The organism is Methylobacterium sp. Leaf465, assembly GCF_001424705.1.
Lineage (GTDB): Bacteria > Pseudomonadota > Alphaproteobacteria > Rhizobiales > Beijerinckiaceae > Methylobacterium.
The window spans coordinates 163,924-184,404 of the sequence record NZ_LMRA01000007.1 but is presented as its reverse complement, the minus strand read 5'-3'; the positions used below and the strand labels follow the sequence as shown (position 1 = coordinate 184,404).

Annotated in this window: 23 protein-coding genes; 11 read left to right on the top strand and 12 right to left on the bottom strand. The window is 71.5% G+C overall.

Features of this window, described 5'->3' with window-relative positions; translation table 11 throughout:
• Nucleotides 1-13 precede the first annotated feature (13 nt).
• The 3 genes from pstA to pstS all read right to left on the bottom strand — a co-directional run bounded on the left by pstA (nt 14) and on the right by pstS (nt 3,175).
• The gene (gene pstA / locus ASG51_RS07115) at nt 14-904 is read right to left on the bottom strand and encodes a phosphate ABC transporter permease PstA (RefSeq protein ID WP_056213301.1); all 891 of its coding nucleotides are present in this window, start codon (nt 902-904) and stop codon (nt 14-16) included.
• Nucleotides 905-937: 33 nt separating this feature from the next.
• Entirely contained in the window at nt 938-1,912 is a 975-nt protein-coding gene (gene pstC, locus ASG51_RS07110; RefSeq protein WP_056213299.1) for a phosphate ABC transporter permease subunit PstC, read from the bottom strand.
• Nucleotides 1,913-2,137: 225 nt separating this feature from the next.
• The gene (gene pstS / locus ASG51_RS07105; protein ID WP_056213297.1) at nt 2,138-3,175 is read right to left on the bottom strand and encodes a phosphate ABC transporter substrate-binding protein PstS; all 1,038 of its coding nucleotides are present in this window, start codon (nt 3,173-3,175) and stop codon (nt 2,138-2,140) included.
• 339 nt (nt 3,176-3,514) lie between these two features.
• Between pstS and ASG51_RS23955 the strand changes: the two genes are divergently transcribed.
• Both ASG51_RS23955 and dut read left to right on the top strand, forming a co-directional pair.
• The gene (locus tag ASG51_RS23955; protein WP_056379916.1) at nt 3,515-4,402 is read left to right on the top strand and encodes a CoA ester lyase; all 888 of its coding nucleotides are present in this window, start codon (nt 3,515-3,517) and stop codon (nt 4,400-4,402) included.
• Nucleotides 4,399-4,890, top strand: a complete 492-nt coding sequence (gene dut, locus ASG51_RS23950) for a dUTP diphosphatase (protein WP_056379914.1) — start codon at nt 4,399-4,401, stop codon at nt 4,888-4,890. Before ASG51_RS23955 ends, dut begins: the two co-directional genes overlap by 4 nt.
• 10 nt (nt 4,891-4,900) lie before the next feature.
• Here the strand turns inward: dut and ASG51_RS07090 are convergent, their stop codons facing one another.
• Nucleotides 4,901-5,107, bottom strand: a complete 207-nt coding sequence (locus ASG51_RS07090; protein ID WP_056213289.1) for a DUF3606 domain-containing protein — start codon at nt 5,105-5,107, stop codon at nt 4,901-4,903.
• 165 nt (nt 5,108-5,272) lie between these two features.
• On the opposite strand from ASG51_RS07090, the gene motA reads away from it, so the two are divergent.
• From motA to ASG51_RS07050, 8 genes are all read left to right on the top strand, one after another.
• Nucleotides 5,273-6,145, top strand: coding sequence for a flagellar motor stator protein MotA (gene motA, locus ASG51_RS07085; protein ID WP_056213286.1), 873 nt, complete (start codon nt 5,273-5,275; stop codon nt 6,143-6,145).
• 2 nt (nt 6,146-6,147) lie between these two features.
• Complete coding sequence (locus ASG51_RS07080; protein ID WP_056213285.1) at nt 6,148-7,080, top strand: FliM/FliN family flagellar motor switch protein; 933 nt, start codon at nt 6,148-6,150, stop codon at nt 7,078-7,080.
• Nucleotides 7,064-7,363, top strand: a complete 300-nt coding sequence (locus ASG51_RS07075; protein WP_056213282.1) for a hypothetical protein — start codon at nt 7,064-7,066, stop codon at nt 7,361-7,363. The genes ASG51_RS07080 and ASG51_RS07075 overlap by 17 nt, the downstream gene beginning before the upstream one ends.
• 107 nt (nt 7,364-7,470) lie before the next feature.
• Complete coding sequence (gene fliN, locus ASG51_RS07070; RefSeq protein ID WP_056213280.1) at nt 7,471-7,860, top strand: flagellar motor switch protein FliN; 390 nt, start codon at nt 7,471-7,473, stop codon at nt 7,858-7,860.
• 10 nt (nt 7,861-7,870) lie between these two features.
• A complete protein-coding gene (locus ASG51_RS07065; RefSeq protein ID WP_056277313.1) occupies nt 7,871-8,908 on the top strand; it encodes a flagellar motor switch protein FliG in 1,038 nt (345 codons plus the stop codon).
• A 27-nt stretch (nt 8,909-8,935) separates the two neighbouring features.
• Nucleotides 8,936-9,997, top strand: a complete 1,062-nt coding sequence (flhB, locus tag ASG51_RS07060) for a flagellar biosynthesis protein FlhB (RefSeq protein ID WP_056379912.1) — start codon at nt 8,936-8,938, stop codon at nt 9,995-9,997.
• The gene (locus ASG51_RS07055; protein WP_056213276.1) at nt 9,997-10,449 is read left to right on the top strand and encodes a hypothetical protein; all 453 of its coding nucleotides are present in this window, start codon (nt 9,997-9,999) and stop codon (nt 10,447-10,449) included. The genes flhB and ASG51_RS07055 overlap by 1 nt, the downstream gene beginning before the upstream one ends.
• A 293-nt stretch (nt 10,450-10,742) precedes the next feature.
• Nucleotides 10,743-11,426, top strand: a complete 684-nt coding sequence (locus ASG51_RS07050) for a response regulator transcription factor (RefSeq protein WP_056349601.1) — start codon at nt 10,743-10,745, stop codon at nt 11,424-11,426.
• 133 nt (nt 11,427-11,559) lie between these two features.
• Here the strand turns inward: ASG51_RS07050 and ASG51_RS07045 are convergent, their stop codons facing one another.
• A complete protein-coding gene (locus ASG51_RS07045; RefSeq protein WP_056379910.1) occupies nt 11,560-11,808 on the bottom strand; it encodes a hypothetical protein in 249 nt (82 codons plus the stop codon).
• 493 nt (nt 11,809-12,301) lie between these two features.
• On the opposite strand from ASG51_RS07045, the gene ASG51_RS07040 reads away from it, so the two are divergent.
• Nucleotides 12,302-12,526 (top strand): hypothetical protein, encoded by a 225-nt coding sequence (locus tag ASG51_RS07040; RefSeq protein ID WP_056349604.1) that lies wholly within the window; start codon nt 12,302-12,304, stop codon nt 12,524-12,526.
• Nucleotides 12,527-12,551: 25 nt separating this feature from the next.
• On the opposite strand, the gene ASG51_RS07035 is transcribed toward ASG51_RS07040, so the two are convergent.
• The 7 genes from ASG51_RS07035 to fliF form a co-directional block, all read right to left on the bottom strand.
• Nucleotides 12,552-12,908, bottom strand: a complete 357-nt coding sequence (locus tag ASG51_RS07035) for a cupin domain-containing protein (RefSeq protein ID WP_056277227.1) — start codon at nt 12,906-12,908, stop codon at nt 12,552-12,554.
• A 139-nt stretch (nt 12,909-13,047) separates the two neighbouring features.
• Nucleotides 13,048-13,671, bottom strand: coding sequence for a transglycosylase SLT domain-containing protein (locus ASG51_RS07030; protein WP_082487038.1), 624 nt, complete (start codon nt 13,669-13,671; stop codon nt 13,048-13,050).
• Nucleotides 13,625-15,334 (bottom strand): flagellar hook-length control protein FliK, encoded by a 1,710-nt coding sequence (locus ASG51_RS07025; RefSeq protein ID WP_056379908.1) that lies wholly within the window; start codon nt 15,332-15,334, stop codon nt 13,625-13,627. The genes ASG51_RS07030 and ASG51_RS07025 overlap by 47 nt, the downstream gene beginning before the upstream one ends.
• On the bottom strand, nt 15,331-16,575 hold the full coding sequence (locus ASG51_RS07020) for a chemotaxis protein MotC (RefSeq protein WP_244479829.1): 1,245 nt from the start codon (nt 16,573-16,575) through the stop codon (nt 15,331-15,333). The genes ASG51_RS07025 and ASG51_RS07020 overlap by 4 nt, the downstream gene beginning before the upstream one ends.
• Before the next feature lie 14 nt (nt 16,576-16,589).
• The gene (locus ASG51_RS07015; protein WP_056379904.1) at nt 16,590-18,065 is read right to left on the bottom strand and encodes a MotB family protein; all 1,476 of its coding nucleotides are present in this window, start codon (nt 18,063-18,065) and stop codon (nt 16,590-16,592) included.
• Nucleotides 18,066-18,069: 4 nt separating this feature from the next.
• On the bottom strand, nt 18,070-18,735 hold the full coding sequence (locus ASG51_RS07010; protein WP_056379902.1) for a hypothetical protein: 666 nt from the start codon (nt 18,733-18,735) through the stop codon (nt 18,070-18,072).
• The gene (gene fliF / locus ASG51_RS07005; RefSeq protein WP_056379899.1) at nt 18,735-20,432 is read right to left on the bottom strand and encodes a flagellar basal-body MS-ring/collar protein FliF; all 1,698 of its coding nucleotides are present in this window, start codon (nt 20,430-20,432) and stop codon (nt 18,735-18,737) included. The genes ASG51_RS07010 and fliF overlap by 1 nt, the downstream gene beginning before the upstream one ends.
• Between the last annotated feature and the right edge of the window lie 49 nt (nt 20,433-20,481).

Here is a 20,481-nt window from a genome sequence, read left to right as displayed (position 1 = left end):
GGCGCGCGGGTGGTCAGCGCGACCGCTCGGTCTTGATGACGAAGCGGGCCACGATCGACAGGGCGAGGATCGTGACGGTGATGAGGAGGGCGCCGGCCCAGGCGAGCTGCTGCCAGTTCGGATAGGGCGAGAGGGCGAACTGGTAAATCATCACGGGCAGGTTCGGCACGCCGCCCATCAGATTGGGGGCGAACCAGCTGTTGTTGTTGAGCGCGGTGAAGAGCAGCGGCGCGGTCTCGCCGGCGATGCGGGCCAGGGCCAGGATGATGCCGGTGACGATGCCGGCGCTGGCGCCGCGCCAGGTGATGCTCCGGATGACGATGGAGGGCGGGGCGCCCAGCGCGGCGCCGGCCTCGCGCAGGGTCGAGGGCACGAGTCGCAGCATGTCCTCGGTGGTGCGCACGATCACCGGGGTGGCGATGATGGCCAGCGCCACCGCGCCGGCCCAGCCGGAATAGGAGCCCATGGGGCGCACCATCAGCGTGTAGACGAACAGGCCGATGAGGATCGAGGGCGCCGAGAGCAGGATGTCGTTGAGGAAGCGGATGACGTCGGCGATCTTCGAGTTGCGGCCGTACTCGGCCAGGAACGTCCCCGCCATCACGCCGACGGGCGTCGCCACCAGGATGGCCAGGAGGGTCATCACCAGGCTGCCGAGGATCGCGTTGGCGATGCCGCCGCCCTCGGAACCGGGCCCCGGCGTCGGGGCGGTGAAGAGGGTCGGCGAGACGCCCTTGATGCCCTCGACCACCAGCATGAACAGGATCGAGCCGAGCACGACGATGCCCACCAGCGTGGCGATCGTGCTCGCCAGGATCAGGATCCGGTCGGCGACCCGGCGGCCGGGCCGGACCCGGCTGATCCGGGCCGGGGCGGCGGTGGTGAGGGGGTTCGCGGCGTCCATGATGCGGCTCCTGACGACTCGGTGAGGCTGGCCTCAGGCGACCTTCGCGCGGCGGGTGAGGAGGCGCGCGACGATCAGGACGAAGAAGGTGATGACGAAGAGGATGCAGCCGAGGGCCATCAGGGCGTTCAGCTGCATGCCGTCGGCCTCGTTGAACTCGTTGGCGATGCGCGAGGCGATGGTGGAGCCCGGGTCGAAGACCGAGCCCGAGAGCCGGTTGGCGTTGCCGATGACGAAGGTCACCGCCATGGTCTCGCCGAGCGCCCGGCCGAGGCCCAGCATGATGGCCCCGATGATGGAGACCGAGGCCTGGGGCACCAGCACGTGGCGCACCACCTCCCAGGTGGTGCAGCCGATGCCGTAGGCGCTCTCCCGCAGCACCGTCGGGATCTGGTCGAGCATGTCGCGGGTGATCGAGGCCACGAAGGGCACGATCATGATGGCCAGGATGATGCCCGCGGTGAGGATGCCGACGCCCGAGGGGACGCGGGCATAGAACAGGGTGCCGACGATCGGCATGCCCTCGACGAGGTTCGACACCGGCACCTGCACGAAGCGGGCGAAGAGCGGGGCGAACACGAACAGGCCCCACATGCCGTAGATGATGCTCGGCACCGAGGCGAGGAGCTCGATGGTCATCGAGACGGGCTTGCGGGCCCAGCCGGGGCAGAGCTGCGTCAGGTAGACGGCGATGCCGAGGGAGAGCGGCACGCCGATCAGCAGGGCGAGGACGGCCGAGGCCAGGGTCCCGACGATGGCCACGAGGCCGCCGTACTGCTCCTGCCCGATGTTCCAGACGCTGGAGGTGATGAAGCCGAGGCCGAATTCCTGGAAGGCCGGCCAGGCGCCGTACGCGATGGAGGCCAGGATGCCGGCCAGAAACAGGAGCACCAGGATCGCCGCGCCGTAGGAGGCCGCGCGGAACAGGCTGTCGCCGAGGCCGCCGGGCGTCTTGCGGGCCGCGGCGCGGCCCCGCGTCAGGGCGATCTGGTCAGTCAAGGCGGCCATCCGAATGTCTTCTCTTCACCGGGCGGCGTCCTACCCTGCGCCGGTCGTCGGCGCGAGGGGGGATCACCGGATCGTTGCCAAGGGGTGGCGATAGGGGGTGGCGAAGGGGGAGCCCGGCATCGCGACGCCGGGCCCGTCGGTCGCAGTCATTGGGGCGCGGTGGCTCGCCCCCTGGCCCCGCGGGCGGAGCGCCCGCGAGGTTCGGCTTCCCGGGTGAGGACGGGCCTACATGTTGAAGACGGGTTTGCCGTCCTTGCCCTTGATCTCCTTCCACGCGTCGTGGATCTGGCTGACCACGGTGTCGGGCAGCGGCACGTAGTCGAGGTCGACGGCGAGCTTGTCACCGTTCTTGTAGGCCCAGTCGAAGAACTTCAGCACCTCGGCGGTGCGGGCCGCGTCGGCCGGGTCCTTGTGGACCAGGATGAAGGTGGCGGCGGTGATCGGCCAGGCGCCCTCGCCGCCCTCGTTGGTCAGCGAGATGCCGAAGCCGGGGGCGGCTTTCCAGTCGGCGCTGGCAGCGGCGGCCTGGAAGGCCTTGTCGTCGGGCTGCGGGAACTTGCCGGCCTTGTTCTGAATCAGGGCGTAGCTCAGCTTGTTCTGCTTGGCGTAGGCCGACTCGACGTAGCCGATGGCGTTCGGGACCTGCTTGACGGTGGCGGTGACGCCCTCGTTGCCCTTGCCGCCCTGGCCCACCGGCCAGCTGATCGTGGTGGCCGCGCCGTACTCCTTCTTCCAGGGCTCGGAGACCTGGGAGAGGTAGGTGGTGAAGATGTTGGTCGTGCCCGAGGCATCGGACCGGTAGACCGGGGTGATGTTGGCGTCGGGGAGCTTCAGCCCCTCGTTCAGCTTGGCGATCTTGGCGTCCGACCACTTGGCGATCTTGCCGGCGTAGATCTCGGCGATGACCTCCCCGGTGAGCTTCAGCTTGCCCGGCTCGACACCCGGGATATTCACCACGGTGACCACGCCGCCCATGACGGTCGGGAACTGGACGAGGCCGTCCTTCTCCAGGGCGGGGCCCTTCAGCGGCGCGTCGGTGGCGCCGAAATCGACGGTCTTGGCCTGGATCTGCTTGATGCCGCCACCCGAGCCGATGGACTGGTAGTTCAGTCCGAGGCCGCTCTCCTTGCGATAGGCTTCGGCCCACTTGGAGTAGACCGGGAACGGGAAGGTGGCGCCGGCGCCGGTGATCTCGGCCGCTTGAGCGGGGGCGAGAGTGGCGAGGCCGAGGCCCACGAGGGCGGCGAGGGTCGTGAATTTCATCTGTGGTCTCCTTGAGGAGCGCGCATCGGCCCGGGCGCGGCGCCCGTGCGCCGTTGTGCACCGCGCCATACGGTCGGTTGGGCTAAGGCGGTATGACGATTGCGCGACAGTTCGATGACACGGGCCCCGGACAGGGGCGGACCGGCCGCGGCCGACGCGCTTTTCCGGGGAGGACGGGCCGGCGCTCGGTCCGCGCCGCCGCCTTGAATCGGGATTCGCGGGAGGCTATCGCCGGGGCCGAGGGCGAGTCGCTGCCGGTCGAGGCCTCGACCGGAACGGCGCGCCGCCGGGTGCGGACGTGCGGCGCCCGATTCCCGACCGTGCCTCGAGGGATGCGCCATGACCGAGATCCGCCCGCGCCGCAGCGTCCTGGCCATGCCGGGGTCGAATCAGCGCCTGCTCGTGAAGGCCCGCACCCTCCCCACCGACGTGGTGATGATCGACCTCGAGGACGGGGTGGCCCCCGAGACCCGCGCCGCGACGCGCGAGGCCGTGGCCCGCGCCGTGGCCGAGGGCGGCTTCGGCCCGCGCGAGGTGGTGGTGCGGATCAACGCCCTCGACACGCCCGACGGCGCGGACGACCTCGCCGCCATCGCGCCGGCCGGGCCGGACGCGATCGTGGTGCCGAAGGTGACGGGGGCCGACGCCCTGGTGGCGGTGGGCTCGCGCCTGCGCCGCCTCGGCGCCCCGGACCGGACCCGGACCTGGGCCATGATCGAGAGCCCGATGGCGATCCTGCACCTCGCCGAGATCGCCAGCTCGGCTCGGGACGTCGACACCCGGCTCGCCTGCCTCATGGTGGGGCCGAACGATCTGGCCAAGGCCAGCCGGCTGCGCCTCGGCGTGCCGGGCCGCCCCGCCCTGATGCCCTGGCTGATGAGCGTGATCGCGGCCGCGCGCGCCTACGAGATCGACGTCATCGACGGCATCTACAACGCGTTTCGCGATGCGCCCGGTTTCGCGGCCGAGTGCGCACAGGGCCGCGATTGCGGCTTCGACGGCAAGATGCTGATCCATCCCGACCAGATCGCCCCGGCCAACGCCGCCTTCGGCCCCGACGAGGCCGAGATCGCCTGGGCCCGGCGCATCCTCGCCGCCTTCGCCGAACCGGAGAACCGCACCCGCGGCGTCATCGGCCTCGACGGCCAGATGGTGGAGCGCCTGCACGCGGCCGAAGCCGCCCGCACCGTGGCCCTGGCCGACGCCATCGCGGCCCGGACGGCGTGAGCGCGGCCCTCGCCGTCGAGATCCGCCTCCTGGACGGCCGCCTCTCCGGCTGGGGCTTTCCGCGCTGGGGTTCGGCGGCCGCCGCGGGCCTCGACCTGCATGCCTGCCTCGACGCGCCGCTGGCGCTGGCGCCCCAGGGGCCGCCGGCCCTGATTCCGGCGGGCTTCAGCCTGGCCATCGGCGACCCGGGCTGGTGCGGCCTCGTCTTTCCGCGCTCCGGCCTCGGCCATCGCGAGGGCCTCGTCCTCGGCAACGGCACCGGCGTGATCGACGCCGATTACGAGGGGCCGCTGATGATCTCGGCCTGGAACCGCAATCCCGGCGGGACCGACCTGCGCATCGAGCCCGGCGACCGCATCGCCCAGCTCGTCTTCACCCGCGTGGCCCGGCCGGCGCTCACGCTCCGCGTCGCCTCGGACGCGGTGCCGCCCTCCGGGGAGGCCGGTGCGCGGGGCACCGGCGGGTTCGGTTCGACCGGGCGGCGCTAGGGCGCGCGCCTCAGACGATGCCGCTGCCCGCGAAGGGCCAGGGCCGGCCGAGCTCAGCGGCGACCTTCGCGGGCTCGTGGCCGACCGCGGCGACGGCGGCCTCGACGTCCTCGCGCGGCACCTCGAAGCGGCGGGCCCAGTAGGCCAGGGTCCAGGGCTCCGAGACGTTGACGGTGGCGGGCTCGTGGTCGTTGTCGGGGGTCGCGCTGCTGCTCATGGCGTGTCTCGCTGCTGTATCGGGTTCCTCCCTAACGCGCGGCCGGGCCGCCGGTGCGTTTTCGCGGCTCACCCGCCCCCGCGCCCCACCCACCCAGCCCCGCGCAAGCCATCCTGCGTAGGTCCGCTGCATCGGATTCCACATTCCCATCGGAGGCGTTGAGCCTTGGGCGTTCTGATCGGCCTCGTCATCGCAATCGGCTGCATGCTCGGCGGCTTCGTCGCCATGGGCGGCCACCTCGTCGTGCTCTGGCAGCCCTGGGAGTTCGTCATCATCGGCGGCATGGGCGCCGGCACCTTCGTCATGGCCAACCCGATGAAGACGGTGGTCGATACGGGCAAGGCCAGCCTCGACGCGCTCACGGGCAAGGTGCCCAAGCGCAAGGACTACCTCGCCCTCCTCGGCCTGATGCACGCCCTGATCCGCGAGCTGAAGACCAAGCCCCGCAACGAGGTCGAGCCGCATCTCGACGACCCGGCCAATTCCGAGATTTTCAAGGCCTACCCGGACGTGGCCAAGAACGCCGACCTCGTGCTGTTCATCTGCGACTATGCCCGCCTGATCCTGATCGGCAACGCCCGCGCCCACGAGATCGAGGCGCTGATGGACGAGGAGATCAGCGGCTACCGCAAGGACCGCCTCAAGCCCTACGGCGCCGTGACCACGGTGGCCGAGGCGATGCCGGCGCTGGGCATCGTGGCGGCGGTGCTCGGCATCGTCAAGGCGATGGGCGCCCTCGACCAGTCGCCGCAGATCCTCGGCGGCCTCATCGGCGCCGCACTCGTGGGGACATTCTTCGGGGTGTTCATGTCCTACGGCGTGCTGGCCCCCTTCGCGATCAAGATCAAGACCATCCGCGAGAAGCAGAACCACGTCTACATCATCGTGAAGCAGAGCCTGATCGCCCACATGAGCGGAGCGGTGCCGCAGATCGCCGTCGAGCACGGGCGCAAGGGCATCTCGCTCGGCGATCGTCCCACCATCGACGAGGTCGAGAACGCCACCGTCACCGGCGGCGCCCAGCGGGAGGCCGCCTGAGCATGGACGGCCCCACCGGGAACGCCACCGACATCCGCGCCCGCCTGATCGAGGCCGGGGGCCTGTCCCTCGACCGCATGCCGATGCTGAACGTGGTGTTCGACCGGCTCACCTCGGGCTGCTCGGACAACCTGAAGCCCCTCGTCGCCTCGCCGGTCTACTTCGCCTTCAGCGGCTTCGCGAGCGGCCGCTTCGGCGAGATGCTCGACGCCTACGAGAACAACGCGGTGGCGGGCATCTTCCACGCCCCCGAATGGGACAGCCACATCCTCATCGGCCTCGACCGGGACTTCCTCTTCACCATGGTGGAGGCCCTGTTCGGCAGCGACGGGGCCGAGCCGCCGGTGGAGGACGAGCGCGCCTTCTCCAGCCTCGAGATCCGGCTCGCCCAGACCATCCTGGAACAGGTCGGCCGCGCGCTCGAATCGTCGTTCTCCCTGGTCTCCGCGACGCCGTTCCGCCTGGAGCGGACCGAGACCCGGATGGAGTTCGCCGTGATCGGGGGGCGCAACAACAAGGCGGTGGAGGCCAAGTTCACCATCCAGGCGCTCAACCGCGGCGGCGAGATGTTCCTCATCCTGCCCCAATCGGTCATCAACCCGATGCGGCCCGCCCTGTCCAAGGTGCTCACCGGCGACACGGCCGCCCGCGACCCGAAATGGACGCAGCAGATCGCCGCCGAGGTGCAGAAGGCGGAAGTCACCCTCCGGGCGGTGCTCGAGGAGCGCCTGCTGACGCTGGGCGAGATCGCCGACCTCAAGGTCGGCCAGATCATCGGCCTCGACGCCACGCCCTCGACCCGGGTGAAGCTCGAGGGCAACGACCGCCCGCTGTTCTGGTGCCACATGGGCCAGGCGCAGGGCTCCTACGTGCTGCGGGTCGACGAGGCCATCGCACAGGACAAGGAAGGCACACCCGATGACACCGTGGGTTGACACCATTCTCCTCGTGGCCCTCGTGGCGACGAGTGCCTGCGTGGTGCCGATGTACCTCAAGCTGAAGCGCCTCGACCGGACCCAGGCCGAGTACGGCCGCATCCTGACGCAGTCGGGCCAGGCCCTCGCCCAGGCGGGCGACGCGGTCCGCAACTTCAGCACCGAGGGACGCGAGATCCTGGAGGCCCTCGACCAGCGCATCGGCGAGGCGCGCCAGACCCTCGCCGAATTAGAGGCGAGCCGACGCGATCTTGCGGCCACACGCGCCCCCCAACTGGGCTGAGGCCGGCCGATCCGCTTGCGCCCCGGCCGCGTTTACCCGATCCTTTCCCTTCCGCTGCCAGACGACTCTTCCCCTGACGTTCGATTGCAGCCCCTGACGAGCGGACGATGAGCAACAGCCCCTTCGACGATGCGGACCTCGCGTCCACCGGCACCGCCCCGGTCTTTCCGACCGTCTCGCCCAGCGTCGCGCCCGAGGGGTCGGCGACCGGCGACGCGCGGATCGGCGATGGCCGCAACCTCGATTCGATCCTGCGCATCCCGGTGCTGATCCAGGTGGTCCTCGGCTCGGCGACGATGCCGGTGGCCAACCTGATGAAGCTCGGGCGCGGCGCCATCGTGCCCCTCGACCACCGGGTCGGAGAGCCCGTGGACGTCACGGTCAACGGCCGCGTCGTCGCCCGGGGCGAGATCGTCGTGGTCGAGGAGGACAATTCCCGCTTCGGGGTCTCCCTCACCGAGATCGTCGGCCCGGCCGATGCCGGCCAGAACGGCTGAGGACGAACCCGTGGCGAGCGTGCCGATCCCCCACCGGACGCAGGGCGTCCACCGGCACCTCAACCCCGTGGACGAGGTCGCGGCGCTGCTGCTCGCCATGGGCAAGCCGGCGGCCGGTCGCCTGCTGAAGTACTTCGATCCCGAGGAGATCCGGCGCATCACGCGCTCGGCGACGCAGCTCGGCACCGTCAGCGCCCATCAGCTCGACGACATCGTGGAGATGTTCTCGCACGAATTCGCCGCCGACGGGCGCCTCGTCGGCACCGCGTCGGAGGTGGAGAAGCTCCTCACCGGCCTGCTCCCCGCCGACCAGGTGGCCGAGATCCTGGCCGACGTCCGGGGGGACGCCACGCGCTCGGTCTGGGAGCGCCTGACCACGGTCTCCGAGGGCGTGATCGCGAGCTACCTGATCAAGGAGCATCCCCAGACCGCGGCCCTCGTGCTGTCCCGCCTGAAGCCCGCGGCGGCCGCCAAGGTGATGGCCCACCTGCCCCAGCCCACCCGCAACACGGTGATGCGGCGGATGCTGAGCTTCAAGCCGGTCTGCGACGCGGTGATCGCCACCGTCGAGCGCGCCCTGCACGAGGACCTCCTCGCCAGCGGCGCCCGCAACGGCGGGGCCGACACCCACGCGAAGATGGCCGACATCATCAACAAGATGGAGCGGACCCAGATCGACGAGGTGCTCACCAGCCTGTCCGAGTCGCGCCCGAAATCCGTGGAGATCCTCAAAGGCCTGCTCTTCACCTTCGACGACATCGTGAAGCTCCAGCCCCGTGCCCGGACCACGCTGTTCGACGCCGTGCCCAACGACCGCCTGGTCCTGGCGCTCAAGGGCACCGACGCGGAGTTCCGCGGCGTCATCCTCGGCGCCCTCTCCGCCCGCGTCCGCCGCATGGTCGAGCACGAGCTGAACGGCGGCGAGCCGGCCGCGCAGAAGGACGTGACCGAGGCCCGCCGCAGCATCACCGACCTCGCCCTCGAGATGGCCGGGCGCGGCGAGCTGGAGATCAATTCCGGGGACGAGGTCGAGGCCCTCGTCCGCTAGGGACGGTGGCCCGACCCGGCGTGAGCGATGTCCGACGAGGATCAGGAGAGCAAGACCGAAGCCGCCACCGAGCGGAAGATCCGGGAGGCCGTCGAGAAGGGCAACGTCCCGTTCTCCCGGGAGGCCCCCATCTTCGCCTCGATCCTTGGCCTGCTCATCGCCCTCAGCTTCGTCGTGCGCGACGCGGTCACGCCCCTGATGCAGGCGCTCGCGCCCTTCTTCGACCATCCCCGCGATTTCGCCCTGGAGAACAATCAGGACGTCGCCCGGATTCTCGAAGGAACCGCGGTGGCGGCCGCACGCTTCCTGATCCCGGTCGTGCTGATCCTCGGCCTCTGCGGCCTCGTCTCCGCCCTGATCCAGAACGTGCCGAGCCTCGTGGGCGAACGCATCCGCCCGCAATGGTCGCGCATCTCGCCGGCGGCGGGCTGGGGACGAATCTTCGGAAAAGCGGGTCAGCTCGAGTTCCTGAAATCGGTCCTTAAATTTTTAAGCATCAGTCTCGTCTGCCTGCTGCTCCTGCGCTCGGAGGGCAGCAAAGCCGTGAGTGCCATGTTCACCGACCCGAGCCAGATCCCGGACCTCATCCTCACCGTCTCGATCCGGCTCGTTTCCGTCGTCTGCATCGCCACCATCGTCATCGTGGCCGCCGACCTGGTCTGGTCGCGCCTGCGCTGGCAGCGCTCCCTGCGGATGTCGAAGCAGGACCTCAAGGACGAGCACAAGCAGACCGAGGGCGATCCCCTGGTGAAGAGCCGCCTGCGCTCCCTGGCCCAGGACCGCTCCCGCAAGCGCATGCTCGCCAATGTGAAGCAGGCCACCGTGGTCATCGCCAATCCGACGCACTACGCGATCGCGCTCCGGTATGCGCGCGACGAACAGCCCGCGCCTCTCGTTCTCGCCAAGGGAAAGGACCTCGTGGCGCTCCACATCCGAGAAATCGCCGAGGCGAACGGCATTGCGGTCGTGGAAGACAAGCCTCTCGCAAGGTCCCTGTACGACAGTGTCGAGGTGGACCAGATGATTCCCGCGGAGTTCTACAGCGCAGTGGCTCAGATCCTGTTCTTCCTGTTCTCGAAGGCTCGCTGATGACCGAGGCGTCTTCCTCCCCCGGAGCCCTGTGCGTGGACGTCCCGGACGTGCTCGCCGATGCCGAGCGCGTCTTCGCCAACGCGATCCGGGACTTCATCGCGGAACTCTGCCTCCTCGACGGCGGCATCCTGATCGGCTGGGTGCAGGCCGCCCGGCACGGGAACATCGCCGACCTCGTCGCCTCCTCCGCCGAGCCGTTCTTCAAGGAAGCGACCATCGCGTACGCGGACGGGGCCGACGTCCGGTTCGACTGGGGCCGCTCGCTCACCGTGGTGCTCGACATGGAGTTCGTCACCGAACCCGTGACGGTGTTCTTCAAGCTCATCCTCGACGGCGTCTACGTGGGCGTCGCGATCCAGCGGATCCTGGCCGACCAGGGCCCGACCTTCTGCCTCGACGGCTTCGAGACGGCCCTCGCCGGGGCCCGCCTGACCCGCGCCGCCGCCTGAGCGGAGGCCGGGCGCACCGGCCCGATCCATCCGGCCCGGCCGCGTCCTCGCAGCTCCTCGCCCGCACCGCGACCGTTTGTCGACGCGTCGATCGCGCGATCACATCCGCGTGTGACCCGAACCTCATTGACGGCGCCGGCGATGCCCGACATTGCTAAATGATAGGCGATTCCCTCAGCCAGGCTGGACTTGAGGAGCGACGTGCAAGGCTCCGTACCGACCCCTGATTGTTTCGCTGTCCAGTTGTAACCCAGCATACCCCCGACCGTCGCAAGATCATCCGGAGATTGCCGATGTATGTCCTGGTCGACGAGCGGCCTTCGGTGAATTCCGGCTACAAGGCGAGCTTCGACCGCGAGGGCATCTCCTCCCTCGGCCTCGACCCGCAGGAATTCACCCACTGGTTCCAGTCTTCCTCCCGGGTCGACCGCGAGGCGATCCAGGGCTTCCTCCTGGGCGATTTCGAGGGCCGGGCGAAGTGCGCCACGCTGATCCGCAAGCTGTCGCGCGCCCCCATCATCGCCCTGAGCGACGTGCGCTCCCTCGACCAGACCCTGCAGCTCTTCGAGGCCGGCATCGACGACGTACTGCCCAAGCCCGTCCATATCCGGGAGATCCTGGCACGCTCCGAGGCGATCTGGCGCCGGGTGAACGCGCAGGCCGGCCCGGTCCGCGAGGCGCCGCCCGAGCCCGAGCGCCTGAAGGTGCATTTCGATGGCCGCGATCCCGAGGTGGACGGCGCGGTGCTGCCCCTGCCGCGGCGCGAGCGCCACATCCTGGAGTGCCTGGTGCGCAACCGGGGCCGGCGGATGACCAAGTCGCAGATCTACAACATCGTCTACGGCGTCTACAGCAACGGCGTCGAGGAGAGCGTCATCGAGGGCCACGTCAGCAAGCTGCGCAAGAAGCTCAGCCAGCGCCTCGGCTACGACCCGATCGAGGCCAAGCGCTTCATGGGCTACACCTTCGTCGGCTGAGCCCCGCCTGCCGCGACGCCGATGCACAACGAAACGGGCCCACCGGGGCGGATCCTTCAGGGGATCGCCCGATGAGCCCGGGTTCGACGACCTCGGCGGATGGACCGCAGGGTCGCGGCGGTCGGTCTCTTCCTCAGAAGGAGCCCGTCGTTTCGACTTCGCTGCCGGCCAGCGTGCTCTGCGGGGCGGTGGCGGCCTTCGCGGGGGCGACGGGCTGAGGGGTGGTGGTCAGGTCGCTGAGAGTCCGCACCTGCTGGGTCTCGCGCGCCTGCTCACGGAACAGCGGGGGCGTCAGGTAGAGGGCCTCGCCCGCCTGGGCCGCGCCGGTGGCGACGGTGGCCGACGCGAGGACGGTCAGGGCGAAGAGGCGGGTCGCGCGCATCTGAAATCTCCGGTTTGGCTGGCGACGTGCCGGCCGTTGAGGAGATGAAACCACATTTTTGTGCGCTGCGACTTGCTCATTTTGCAACGCACCATAATGCGAAGGCCTCAGCGTCCGACCACTATAGCGCATGCTCCAGAGGAGGGTTCGGAGGCTTTGACGCCAAGAGCCATGTCTTCAGAGCATAGGCCTGAAATGGAAGATTTGGTCGCCCAAATTTAATTTTCGCGTCTCTCAATCGTATTTTGATGTTCTCAGGTGAGAAACAGCACATGCGCCGCGGTTCATCAGCATCCGCCCCACCGATCGCGCGCCTGTGCTTGCAAGAGCGGCTCGCCGGCCGATCCCTGATCGGGCGCGGCCGTCGCCGTGATTCAGCGGCCCGCTCCTTGCGCATCGTCCTCCCCAAACGCCGAGGGGCGGAGGAATCTATTTACCACATTCGCCCGCTCACGCAGCCGTGACGGCCGAAAGCCGGCGCGCCGGACGTTCCGTGTTCATGCACATGTCCCGGTCGGCTCTCCCCGCGCTACAGACCCTGGCGGCCCTGCCAGCCCGTGACGCCGATATGCTGCTGGGGTCCGCGGAACGGATGTGTCGCGCCCAATCGGGTCGGGAACAGCAGAAGGCCTTGCGGCGCATCGCCGTCTATCGCCGTGTCCTCGGCCTGCCGCCGTCGATGCAGCTGATGCAGGAGCGATGGGCGGCCTCCGCGTGAGGACGCGCCCGAGCCCCGGGACGGCTCAGGACCCTGCCGGCGGGGACGGCCCGTCGCCGGGCTCCGCCGTCGTGACCAGGGCCTCCGGGCGTTTGACCTCGATCTCGACGAAGGCGATCGGGTGGTCGGAGCCGTTCATCACGTCGTGCCGGATGCCGGCCGGGCGGGCATAGGCCTGTCCGGCCTCCAGGATGCTGTCGGTGACCCGGTCGCCGTCGTGGACCCTGAGGGTCCCGGCCACCAGCATCACGACGAAGTAGGGCCATCCGTGCTCGTGCCAGCCAGTGACCGCGCCGGGCGCGAAATCCCACCGCGTGATGCGCACGGTCGCGTCGTCCTGCTGGAGGGTGGCGACCGCGGGGATGGTGCAGGCAAAGGCCATGGGCGTTCCTTCCTGAGCCGGGACGCTCGCAAAGTCGGCGCCACCTGGCGGGCCCCGGAGGCCGTCCAGGCCACAAGGGGGCTCGGACGGGGCGTGGCGCGAGAGGAGGCTCCGACGGAGTCCCCAATGCGCGCGCGCCTTACTGGCAGAAGCTGCGCGCCCCCGGCGTCCAGGCGCCGAAGCCCGTGGCCACCATGTTGGTGATGACCCGGCAGACATACTGCTTCTGGGCCGGATTGTTGTTCGGACCCGCATGATAGCGCGCCACCGCCAGGGTCCAGCTGCCCTCGCGCGCCTTCAGCTGCTTCAGGAACAGGGTCGCGTACTCGACGTTCTGGCGCGGATCGATCATCGCCTCCAGGCTGGCGAACTTCTCGCGGTGATAGTGGTGGTTGATCTGCATGCAGCCGAGGTCGACGAGCTTGATTCCGCTCGCCCGCGCCTGGGCGAGCTGGCTCATCACGTCGGCGGCGCTGGTGCCGAAATAGGCCCGGCCCTGGATGTTCATGGCATAGGGCTGCAGCGAGCCGCGCCGGCCGCTCTCCGTCAAGCCGACCGCGTAGAGGACGCCGAGCGGCACCCCGTGCTTGGCCGAGGCCCCCGCCATCTCCCGCTCGCAGATATTGGCCGAGGCCGGCAGCGCCGCGGCCTTTCCCGGCACCGGCGGGGCGCTGTTGGCCAGCGCCCCGCCCAGACCGGAGACGGCCAGGCCGGGGCTAGAGGTAAACGCCGCTGCGATCAGGGCTGCTCGAAACGCTCTCATGCATCCGCTCGTGGAGGTCGGAGGCGGCCGGATCGCCGCCCGGGGAGGACCGGCGCCCGGCCTGGTCCGGGGTGGGGCGGCCCTGGTTCGCACCGGACTCGCCCTGGCCCGGGAAGCCCTGTGCGCCCTGTCCCTGTTGCGAGCCTGGATTCCCCGATGCGCCCCGGCCGTCGGCCGGGGGCGACGCGACGGTGACGGTGACGCTCTCGGGCCGGTAGCCGCCCTGGCGCAGGAGATCGTTGAGGACCTCGCCGCCCTCGCGGAGCAGGCGCGCCGAGTCCTCGCGGCTGGCCTGAAGACTCATCTCGAGCTGGCCGTCGCGCAGGCGCATCCGCACCAGAACGGTGCCGAGGTCCGCCGGATGAAGCTGCAGCGTGAGAAGCTTCAGGGGGCCCTCCCCCGTCGGAGCCCCGGGCAGCGCGCCGGGGACGGCCCCGGCCGGTCCGCGCGGCAGCTCCGCCAGGACGGCGGCGGCCACCTGCTGGGCCGGCGCGGCGGCCGGGCCGGACAGGGACCCGGCCGGCAAGGTCAGGGGGGTAGACAGGTTCGCGTCGGCAACGCCCGGCAGGGCCGGCGCGAGGCTGCTCCGGGCCGCGCGCGCGGCCGCGGTGCCGGTCTCGGCGGACGCCGCCACCGGATCGACGCGCAGGATCGGAGAGGGTGTCGCGGGGGGCCGCTCGATCGCGCCCGGTCCTGCGCCGCCACGGACGGGATCGCGCGCGGGCATGACGGCGTCGCCCGAGAGCGATCCCGGCGCGCGCGCGGGGGCGGCCGCCGCGGTCGCGGAGACGAGGGCGCCCTGCGTCGGGGGCTGCGCCGGAAGGACGGGGGCGCCCGATGCGGGCAGGTTTGCCGGGCCGGTGGGCGGCGCGGCCGGGGTCGGGCCGACCGCAGCGGCGGCTTCGCCGGGAGCCAGGCCCCCCGCGGCGGCGGCCAGGCCCCCCGCGGCGGCGGCCAAGCCCCCCGCGGCGGCGGGCAGCCCCCCAGCGGCGGCGGGCAGGAGCGCGGCAGCATCGGGCAGGCCGGGCGCGCCCGGCGCCGGGACGGCCGCCCGCGATCCGCCGAGGAGGCTCGGAAGCACCGGCGCGAAGTGGGTCTCGCGCTGGAGCACGGCGATGCGGGTCCGCGCCTCGGCGCCCGCGGCCTGCGGCACGCGGCCGGCGGCGACCGGGTCCGTCCCGGCCAGCAGGTCCGCCCCGGCCAGCAGGTCCGCCCCGGCCAGCAGGTCCGCCCCGGCTCGCGGGTCCGTCCCGGCCGGACCGTCCGATCCGCCGGGCCGGGTCGCCGGGCCGCTGGCCACGGCCTGCCCCGGGGCCTGGGCCGGCAAGGCGCGGGCCACCAGGGTCTCGAGGGTGATCGCCTGCGGCTTCGGCGCCGGGGCGCCGGCGCCGGGGGCGGCCGTCGGAACCACGAGGGCGAGCAGGGCCAGCGGATCGGTCTCCTCACCGGACGGGGCCGGGGCCGCCTCGTCGTCGCGGCGGCGGCCCGGCCGGTCGGCTTCCGGCGTGGGCGTCTCGTCCGCGTTGCGTCCTCCCCCGAGGGCGCCCAGCACGGCCCCGAAGGCATCGCGGGGCACCTCCGGCGTCTCCGAGCCTGCGCCGCGGGGGCCGGGCGCGTCCGACAGGGCGCGGGGGCCGGGACTGGTGGCACCGAGGGTGTTCAACGCTCGCTCCTGCGCATGATCTCGTCGATGCGCCCGATGGCGTCCTGCGCCCGGGCAATGGATGGCGCGACCGGCAGGACGCGGGGACCCGTGGGGTCCGCCTGGACCGGGATCGGGGCGGGCGGCCCGGCCCGGATCTCCCGGGCGGTCGAGAGCGCGGCGTCCAGGAGGTCGCGGTCGGCGGAGTCCAGCACGGTGCGGTCGGTCATGCGCAGGGTCTCGACGGATTCGTCGAAGCGCCCCTCCCCGACGAGGAGGGCCGCCGCGCGATAGAGGCGCGCGCGCACCGCCTCCGGCGAGCCGGGCTCCGCCAGGGTGACGCCGCGCTCGGCGGAGAACACCGCCGTGGTGGTCTTGCCCTGATCGAGGGCGGCCCGGGCGAGAAGGAGGTAGAGCTCGCGCCGCCCCTCGATCTCGATCTCGTCGAGCATGGCCTGGAGGCGGGCGAAGCGGACGTCGTCGCCGGCAAAGTCGAGTCGGGTGAGCGCGGCGGCGAAGCGCTGGCGGAAGTTGCCGGCATAGACCGAGTGGCGGAAGCGCCGCAGGTACTGCACCGCCAGGGTCTCGAATTTCGCCAGGTCGTTGGCCTGGGCCAGCACGAAGATCTCGCGGCGCAGCGCCCCCTCCTCCACCAGGGTGCCGGGGGCGAGCAGGCGCGCGAGGTCGAGGAGGCGGATCGACTGGGTGGGATCGTCGCGCACCACCAGGGCGGATTGCGCCAGGGCGAGCTGCGCGCCGAGACTCACCGGCACGACCAGCGGGTCGATCTTCACCAGGAGGGCGCGGGCCTCCTTCTCGCGTCCCTCGAGATAGGCGAGCGCGCCGAACACCACCGGCCGCTCGGCCTCCGGCACCTTGCCCGAGGCGACGAGGTGGCGCAGCAGCCCCGGGCCGCCGCCGCCGAGCCCGAAGGTCACCGCCGCGTGCACGCTGACGGGGTCGGCCCAGGTCTCGGGATCGAGGCCGAGCATGCGCGATTCGGCCAGGGACAGGAAGGCGCGCTGGCCCTGATGGGCCTGGGCCGAGCCCTGGGCGATCCGGTCCTGGAGCAGCTGCAGCGTGCGCACCAGCTCCACCGGAACCGGGCGCGGGGCCACGGGCAGGGGCTCGATCGGGGCGGCCGGGGCGGCGCCGTGATCGCTTCCGCCGTGATCCCCCGCGCCGTGGGAGTCCGCTCCCCAGGCGGCCGGGACGAAGCCCAGGCCGGCGAGCAGGACGCAGGCGATCCGCGCGCGGCGCATCCCGGCAACCCGCATCACTCGGGCCGCGCCCGCAGCAGGATCTCGATGCGCCGGTTCTCGGCCGCCTTCGGATCGGCGGGGTTGCGCGGCTGACGGTCGGCATAGCCCTCGATGCGTTCCAGGCGTGCGTCGGGCACGCCGCCGCGCACGAGCATGTAGGAGGCCATCTGTGCCCGGGCCGAGGACAGCCGCCAGTTGTCGTAGACCTCCGAGCGGAAGGGGCGCGCATCGGTGTGGCCGCGCACGACGATCCGGCCGGGCCGGTCCTTGAGGAGGCGGGCGACCTGCTCCAGGGCCCGCACCACCTTGGCCTGCGGCTCGGCCGAACCGACGCTGAACATCGCGAAGTTCACCTCGTCGGTGAGGCTGATGAGGATGCCCTCGCCGGTGCGGCGGACCTCCGTGCGGGGCGCCGGCGCGCCGCCCTGCATCGGCAGCACCTTGGCGATCTCGGCCCTGATCTCGGCCAGCGTCGCGGTCTCGGCGGCATCGGCCGCCTGCCGGGCCTCCTCGGCCGCCCGGGCCTCCGCGGACCTGGCTTCCGCGGACCTGGCTTCCGCGGACCTGGCTTCCGCGGACCTGGCTTCCGCGGACCTGGCTTCCGCGGCCGCCTTCTCGGCGGCGGACTTCTCGGCGGCCGACTTGGCCTCGGCCGCAGCCTTCGCGTCCTTGTTCGCGTCCTTGGGCGCCTCGGTCTTGGGCACCTCGGTCTTGGACGCCTCGGTCTTGGGCGCCTCGGCCTTGGCCAGGAGCGCCATTACCCTGGCGTCCGTCTCGCCCGGCAGGGCCGAGGCGACCTTGATCGCGGCCGGCTTCGCCCCGGGGGCGGCCGCGCGCACGTCGGGGCGCGCCTCCTGCGGCAGGGGGGTCACCGTCCCGGTGGACCCGGCCTGCTCGGTGCGTGTCTTGGCGAGGGGCGCCACCTGCCAGTAGAGCGGATCGAAGGGATCGCGGGCGGCCTCGCCGCCCTTGATGCCGGGCTCGCCGGTCTCGGTGACGACCGCGTCGGCCGAGGCCGTCTCCGGGCCGGGCTCGAGCTCGGCGGCGAGCTTGGCCAGGACCGCGTAGGGGTCCTGGAACAGGGCCGCCTCGCGGGCGCGGCTGCCCGGCGGCCCGGAGGCGCTCTTGCCGTCGGTCTTGGCATCCGACTTCGCGTCGGACTGGCCGCCCTTGCCGTCGGCGCTGCTGTCGCCGGTTCCGCCGTCGGGCTTGCCCTCCTCCGGCGTGGGCTCGCCGGGCTTGTTCTGGGGATCGCGCAGGCCCTTGCGATCGAAGCTCACGTCGGCGAGCTTCACCGGGTTGAAGTACTCGGCGATGGCCGACTTCGTCTCCTTGGTGGTGGAGCCGATCAGCCACAGCACCAGGAACAGCGCCATCATGGCGGTCATGAAGTCGGCGAGCGCGATCTTCCAGGCACCGCCGTGGTGACCGTCCTCGTGGTCGCCGTGGCGCCGGATGATGATGATCTCGTGGTGGCCCTCGTCCGCCATCGGGTCAGGCTCCCTGGACCGCGGCGGTCATGAGGCGGCCCCAGGCGCCGAGCTGGGTCTCGATCACGGTCTGGTCGGCCTGCACCGTGACGTCCACGGCCTCGGAGGGCTGGAACGCGAGGGTGGCCTCGAAGGGGCCGAGCTTGCCCGCCACCGCGTCGAGGAGGTCGGCCGGTCCGCTCACCCGCACGGGCGCGCGGGCCTCGCCGAGGATGCGGGCGAGGCTCTGGGCCAACTCGTCGACGGCCTGGCGGCGCAGGGCCTCGGTGAGCACGGGCACGAGGAGATGCCCCACCCGGTCGGTGAGTCCGGCGCCGAGGGCCTGGAGCGCGTCGGCGAAGCCGGCCGCGAGGCGATCGCCCTCTTCCACGCACCAGGCCTGGCGCATTTCGATGAGGCGGGCCGCGTGATCGGCCTGCAGGCAGGCGATCACCGAGGCGGACTCGGCCGCAGCCTCCGCCCGACCGAGTTCGCGTCCGCGCTCCAGGCCCCGGGCCTCGGCGGCGCGGAGCAGGGCCTCGCGGTCCTCGGGCGGTTCCACGGGCTTGCGCAGGAGGGCCGCGAGCCCTTCGGAGGGACGGGGCGCGGCGGTGTGGGGCGCGGGGGCGCCGCGCACCGGCACCACGGCGTCGGAGAAGTCGGGCAGGAGGCGGGCGATCACGGGGGCCATCACGCGGCCTCACGCAGCAGCCAGCGCTTCAGGATCTCGGCGGCCTGCGCCTCGTCGGCCTCGATCATCTGCTCAAGTCTCTTCTGCGGCGAACGGTTCAGCTTCTCGGTGAGGTCCTCGATCATGCTGGCGACCGGGCTCTGGCCGGGGGCCGCGAGGCTCGGGACGGCGTCCGGATCGGCACCGAGGGCGGGGTTGGGGCCCGCGAGCGCCGCGTTCGGCGCGGCCGCCGCGAGGGCCTGGGCCTCCGCCGCCGCGGCCAGGGCGCGGGCCTCCTCCTGCTGGGCGGCCGGGATCTCCAGGATGGCCCGCATGGCGGGGCGCAGGCCGAACCAGATCAGCAGGCCGGCGACCAGCAGGATGGTGCCGGCGTTGATGAGGGTCGCCGACTGGCGCATCAGCACGTCGGTGAGGCTGAGGGGGGCCACCGGCTCCAGGGGCTGCCCGTCATTGACGAAGCCGACGGCGGCGACCTTGACGTTGTCGCCGCGCTCCTTGTTGAAGCCCGCGGCCGAGCCGACGAGCTGCTCGATCTCGGCGACCTGCGCGTCGATGGCGGCCTTGCTGGCATCCGGCCCGGCCAAGGCGGCGAGGCGGGCGCGGTTGACGAGGACCGCCACCGAGATGTGCTTGATGTTGTAGCCGTCGCTCACCGTCTGGATCGTCTTCGAGGAGATCTCGTAGTTCGTCAGATCCTCGCGCTTCTGCGTCTCGTTGCTGGCGGTGTCGCCGCCATCCGAGCGGGCGCGCTGGTCGGGCAGGTTCGCTTGCGCGGTGGTGGGCCGCTGGCCGGCGTTGCGGTTCTGCGAGTTCTCGGTCTCGCGCACGGCCCGGGTCGAGCGCTCGACACGCTGATCGGGATTGAAGATCGTCTCGTTCTGCACCGTCTTGTCGGTGTTCAGGCGCGCCGCGACGCTGACCTCGAAGTTGCCGACGCCGAGATAGGGGGTCAGCGTCCGGCGGATGTTGTCCTGGACCTCGTGGCCGATGGTCTTCTCCAGGGTCGCCATCTTGCCGGTGGGCGCCGCGTTGGCATCGTCCCCGGAGAGCAGGAGCGAACCGTCCGAGCCGATCACGGTGACGCGGTCCGGCTTCATGCCGGGCACCGCGGAGGCGACGAGGTGGCGGATCGACTGGGCGCCGCTGACGTCGTCGGCGGGCTCGGTCCGCACCACCACGGAGGCGGAGGGGGGCTGCTGGTCGCGGCGGAACGAGCCCCGGTCGGGCAGCACGATGTGGACCCGGGCGGCCTTCACGCCCTTCATGCCCTGGATGGTGCGGGCGATCTCGCCCTCCAGGGCGCGCACGCGGGTCACCTCCTGCATGAACGAGGTCATGCCCAGCGAGCCGAGGTCGTTGAACAGCTCGTAGCCGGACTTGGCGCTCTGCGGCAGGCCCTTCTCGGCGAGCAGCATCCGGGCCTGGGCGGTGTGGCCGTAGGCGACGAGCACCGCCGCGCCGTCGGCGCTGACGTCGAAGGGGATGTTGGCGTCCTTCAGGACGCTGCCGATGCGCCCGACATCCTCGCGGCTCAGGCCCGTGTAGAGCGGCTCCTGGGCCGGGCGGCTCAGGTAATAGGCGCCGAGGCCGACGGCGAGGAACACCACCACGCCGATGAGCGACAGGGCGGCGATGCGCCGTCCGCCGAGGGCGAGGATGTTGTTCCAGAGCCGTTCGGCGTGCTGAAGACCGGACATTCGGTGGGCTGCTCCGCTTCGGATCCGCGATCCGATCCCGTCCTGTCGC

Excerpts from the sequence above, each read along its gene's own strand:
- pstA (WP_056213301.1), bottom strand. The coding sequence starts at position 904 with ATGGACGCCGCGAACCCCCTCACCACCGCCGCCCCGGCCCGGATCAGC.
- pstC (WP_056213299.1), bottom strand. The coding sequence starts at position 1,912 with ATGGCCGCCTTGACTGACCAGATCGCCCTGACGCGGGGCCGCGCCGCG.
- pstS (WP_056213297.1), bottom strand. The coding sequence starts at position 3,175 with ATGAAATTCACGACCCTCGCCGCCCTCGTGGGCCTCGGCCTCGCCACT.
- ASG51_RS23955 (WP_056379916.1), top strand. The coding sequence starts at position 3,515 with ATGACCGAGATCCGCCCGCGCCGCAGCGTCCTGGCCATGCCGGGGTCG.
- ASG51_RS07090 (WP_056213289.1), bottom strand. The coding sequence starts at position 5,107 with ATGAGCAGCAGCGCGACCCCCGACAACGACCACGAGCCCGCCACCGTC.
- ASG51_RS07080 (WP_056213285.1), top strand. The coding sequence starts at position 6,148 with ATGGACGGCCCCACCGGGAACGCCACCGACATCCGCGCCCGCCTGATC.
- ASG51_RS07075 (WP_056213282.1), top strand. The coding sequence starts at position 7,064 with ATGACACCGTGGGTTGACACCATTCTCCTCGTGGCCCTCGTGGCGACG.
- fliN (WP_056213280.1), top strand. The coding sequence starts at position 7,471 with ATGAGCAACAGCCCCTTCGACGATGCGGACCTCGCGTCCACCGGCACC.
- flhB (WP_056379912.1), top strand. The coding sequence starts at position 8,936 with ATGTCCGACGAGGATCAGGAGAGCAAGACCGAAGCCGCCACCGAGCGG.
- ASG51_RS07055 (WP_056213276.1), top strand. The coding sequence starts at position 9,997 with ATGACCGAGGCGTCTTCCTCCCCCGGAGCCCTGTGCGTGGACGTCCCG.
- ASG51_RS07050 (WP_056349601.1), top strand. The coding sequence starts at position 10,743 with ATGTATGTCCTGGTCGACGAGCGGCCTTCGGTGAATTCCGGCTACAAG.
- ASG51_RS07045 (WP_056379910.1), bottom strand. The coding sequence starts at position 11,808 with ATGCGCGCGACCCGCCTCTTCGCCCTGACCGTCCTCGCGTCGGCCACC.
- ASG51_RS07035 (WP_056277227.1), bottom strand. The coding sequence starts at position 12,908 with ATGGCCTTTGCCTGCACCATCCCCGCGGTCGCCACCCTCCAGCAGGAC.
- ASG51_RS07030 (WP_082487038.1), bottom strand. The coding sequence starts at position 13,671 with ATGAGAGCGTTTCGAGCAGCCCTGATCGCAGCGGCGTTTACCTCTAGC.
- ASG51_RS07020 (WP_244479829.1), bottom strand. The coding sequence starts at position 16,575 with ATGCGCCGCGCGCGGATCGCCTGCGTCCTGCTCGCCGGCCTGGGCTTC.
- ASG51_RS07015 (WP_056379904.1), bottom strand. The coding sequence starts at position 18,065 with ATGGCGGACGAGGGCCACCACGAGATCATCATCATCCGGCGCCACGGC.
- ASG51_RS07010 (WP_056379902.1), bottom strand. The coding sequence starts at position 18,735 with ATGGCCCCCGTGATCGCCCGCCTCCTGCCCGACTTCTCCGACGCCGTG.
- fliF (WP_056379899.1), bottom strand. The coding sequence starts at position 20,432 with ATGTCCGGTCTTCAGCACGCCGAACGGCTCTGGAACAACATCCTCGCC.